This window comes from Aequorivita sediminis, from assembly GCF_032080575.2.
Taxonomy (GTDB): Bacteria; Bacteroidota; Bacteroidia; order Flavobacteriales; family Flavobacteriaceae; genus Aequorivita; species Aequorivita sediminis.
On record NZ_JAVLSO020000016.1, the window covers coordinates 1 to 3,298 of the forward strand.

The 3,298-nt window shown below is 34.7% G+C and carries 4 protein-coding genes; all 4 read left to right on the top strand.

All coding sequences use genetic code 11. The annotated features are described in order from the left end of the window. Positions 1-105 precede the first annotated feature (105 nt). The 4 genes from RT250_RS13340 to RT250_RS13355 all read left to right on the top strand — a co-directional run bounded on the left by RT250_RS13340 (position 106) and on the right by RT250_RS13355 (position 2,883). The gene (locus RT250_RS13340; RefSeq protein ID WP_313115371.1) at positions 106-570 is read left to right on the top strand and encodes a hypothetical protein; all 465 of its coding nucleotides are present in this window, start codon (positions 106-108) and stop codon (positions 568-570) included. Between the two features lie 162 nt (positions 571-732). Continuing rightward, positions 733-1,230 carry a hypothetical protein gene (locus tag RT250_RS13345; protein WP_313115374.1) on the top strand — a complete coding sequence of 166 codons (498 nt, stop codon included), beginning with the start codon at positions 733-735 and terminating at the stop codon, positions 1,228-1,230. Then, on the top strand, positions 1,227-1,904 hold the full coding sequence (locus tag RT250_RS13350) for a restriction endonuclease (protein ID WP_313115376.1): 678 nt from the start codon (positions 1,227-1,229) through the stop codon (positions 1,902-1,904). Before RT250_RS13345 ends, RT250_RS13350 begins: the two co-directional genes overlap by 4 nt. A gap of 151 nt (positions 1,905-2,055) precedes the next feature. After that, the gene (locus RT250_RS13355) at positions 2,056-2,883 is read left to right on the top strand and encodes a hypothetical protein (RefSeq protein WP_313115378.1); all 828 of its coding nucleotides are present in this window, start codon (positions 2,056-2,058) and stop codon (positions 2,881-2,883) included. Positions 2,884-3,298 lie beyond the last annotated feature (415 nt).

Here is a 3,298-nt window from a genome sequence, read left to right on the forward strand (position 1 = left end):
AGTACTAATTGAAATATTTTTGGCTTGTATCAAACTTTAGGAATAGACAAAAATTTAGGGCTTAGTGATCGCCTACTTATCATATACGAAACGTTGTAAGTAATTTTGAGAAGAACGCTAATCATAATAATATCAATAAGTTTCGGACTTTTCTCCTGTGAATCTGAAAAAAAATATTCTGACTTTAAAGAATCGGACTTTTATGAGGTTCAGGGAATCATTAATTATGCGAATCCAACAAATGACCCATTTGATAGTCCGACCGAAAAAAATATCAGCTTCTCCTATTTTTTAGACCGACCAAACCCAAAAACTGGAATAGAAAATGACTTGGAAATGTTTGAGGCTAAAAATGGATATCCATTAATTGTTCTTGTGCATAAAGACGATGAAAATATAAGTTTTTATGGTAGAGTTGGAATTCTAGAAAACCTGAATGACAAGGAAAAAGAGTTTCTAAAAAAGCATTTCCAAAATGAGATGAATAAAACAAAAGAGAAAACACCTGAATACATTTACAACGCATTAATAAAAGATACAATAGCGGAAAACCAAACTGATAAAAAATAAAAAAAACTACTTACAACACCGGCTATAATTCATTGCTTCTGACTTTCCTCGCGGAAAGTCCTCGCAAATTTGCTATCTTCGGTTTACGGCGGAAAATCCTCGCGGATTTTCACGCAACGAAACCATAGCCAAACACGTTAGCACCTATTAAAAAAGACGACAGTGAATTTCAATGACATTGACGACATAAAGAAAAATGGTTTCACAGGTTTTAAAACAATCCGTGACCTATGGACAGACAAATCGAGTATTCCAAAAATTAAAGGAGCTTATCTCGTAATCAACCCGACATTTAAGAAAACTGAATTTATTAATCCAGGAGTAGGTGGATTTTTTAAAGGGAAAGACCCAAATGTTTCAATTACTGAACTGCAAAACAATCACGTTGACAACTCACAAGTCGTTTACATTGGAAAAGCAGGAAGCCCAACAGGACAAGCCACATTAAACTCAAGACTTGGACAGTATTTGAGATTTGGAGAAACGAAAAACGTTGGACATTGGGGCGGTAGATTAATATGGCAACTTAAAAACCATAGCGACCTAATATTCTGTTGGAAGCCAACACCAAAAGATGACCCAAGAGAAATTGAAAAGCAATTATTGAGCGCATACATTAAACAATTTGGTGTAAGACCATTTGCAAACTTGACCGGATGAGACCTGATGAATATGAACACATTGTAGCAGACCACTTTGAAGCAAAAGGTTACAAAACGACCGTATCTCAATACTCAAATGATTACGGTGTTGACGTATTTGCGACTAAAGGCAAAGAAAAAATTGCAATTCAGGCAAAAATGTTTGGTGGTTCAACTCGACCAATAAACAGACAAATGGTTATGGAACTTCACGGAGCAAAAGACTATTTCGACTGCACAAAAGCAATCATAGCAACAAATGGAAGAATAATTGACAATGCACTTGAAGTCGCCAACAAGTTAAGAATTGAGATTTTAGACATACCAGCAATTAGGACTTCCAACAAAACCCAAAGGACGACTAAATCCAACTCATTTGAAAACATTTGGGAGAAATATGTAATGCCATTGGAAGGCAGAACAATCAAAAGACCAGATGGAAAAACAAACAAAATCGTAAAAGTTGATTGGTCAGGAATTCAGAGAATTACATCAAACGGAAAACCTCAAAAAATAAAAATTGAGATTTTCAAAAAGACAATTAACCACCTACTCAAAAACGGAGAGATTACTCGGTCATTCATAAATGATGAATATAAGGACAGAGCTTCTTCAGGTATTGTTTTAATTCTTGGAAATACAGAAATATTTGAACTAACAAACAGACCTACGGGACTGAAAATGGAGAAATAACAGGTGCTAACAATGTACATACAAAATAGGCGAAATAGTAATAAATTCAAGGGTTGTAGCCCGCTTCAACAAAGTAACGGTTTGATAAATTTGAAGCCCGCAATCGCCTACTTTGCATATACTAAACGTTGTGCAACATATGAACAAACCTATGAAATACATATTATTACTTGGAATTCTGATTTCATTTTCCGGAACAAATCTTATCGCTCAATCAACTTCTGACAGTCTTAAACCAAAAATGAAAATGGTAAAAGAAGTCATTTATAAACCAGAAAATGGCGAATTAAAAAGTCGAGAAAATCTATTTGACTCAAACATAAGTTCATATATGATTTTTGATAAAAATGAGAAAGTGATAGAAAACGGCCAATACGAAAGAGACGGTTCGCTTTACGAGAAAACTATTTACGAAAGAAATGAAGATGGATTTGCTCAAAAAGCTATGAAGAAAAATTCATCGGATGAATTAAAAAGTTATTGGACTTATGAGTACGATTCCAACGACAATATGATTGCTGTTAAAACCTTTGATTCGGATAACAACCTAACAAATATTCAATCGAATAAGTATGACGAAAACGGAAATAATATTGAGATGTTACTCAAAAGTCCAGATAGCGAGAATGGTTGGAAATATGTTTATAAATACAATTTTGACAACAAAAAAATTGAACAGTTCAGATATAAACCTGATGGCAGTTTAAAAGACAGACGAACATACTCATACGATAAAGACGGAAATGAAAATTTACAGTTCAAATTTAATCCAGATGGAAGTTCTATGAAATTTGTGTCCGAATATGACGAGATGGATAATTTGACTGTTCAAAATTGGTTCAACGAACAAGACGAACAAACACACCAAACTTCTTTCGAATATGTATATGACGAAAATGGAAATTGGATTTCTAAAAGGAGAAGTTCGAATGGAGAATTAGGAATGATTTGGGAAAGACAAATAGAATATTACGAATAAAAAAATACGTTGCACAACAACGTGTAAGCGCAATAACGGCTGAATTTCCTATTCGGAAATTCAACTCGTTTTGCTAAATTAGGTGCGTCAGCGGGAAGTACTCGCGCACTTTCCCGTTACTGACGCTTACACAAAACCGTTATATTTAATGCCTCCGAATTGAATTCATCCGAATTAATTCGGAGGCGTTTTATTTGGGTGATCGGACTTCCGACAATTTACTCGCGCGGATTTTGACTCGGACGAAACTGCTCGCAATTTCACTCAACCGAAACTCACTCGAGCGGATTTATTTAAGTGATTTAAAAACTTAAAATATTTTGCGGAATCATTTAAAAAACTATGCGGACTTCTACTCTTTCGGCGGGTTGGCTCACTCGGGTGTGTCGGCAAAAAATATAACAATGCATATAAT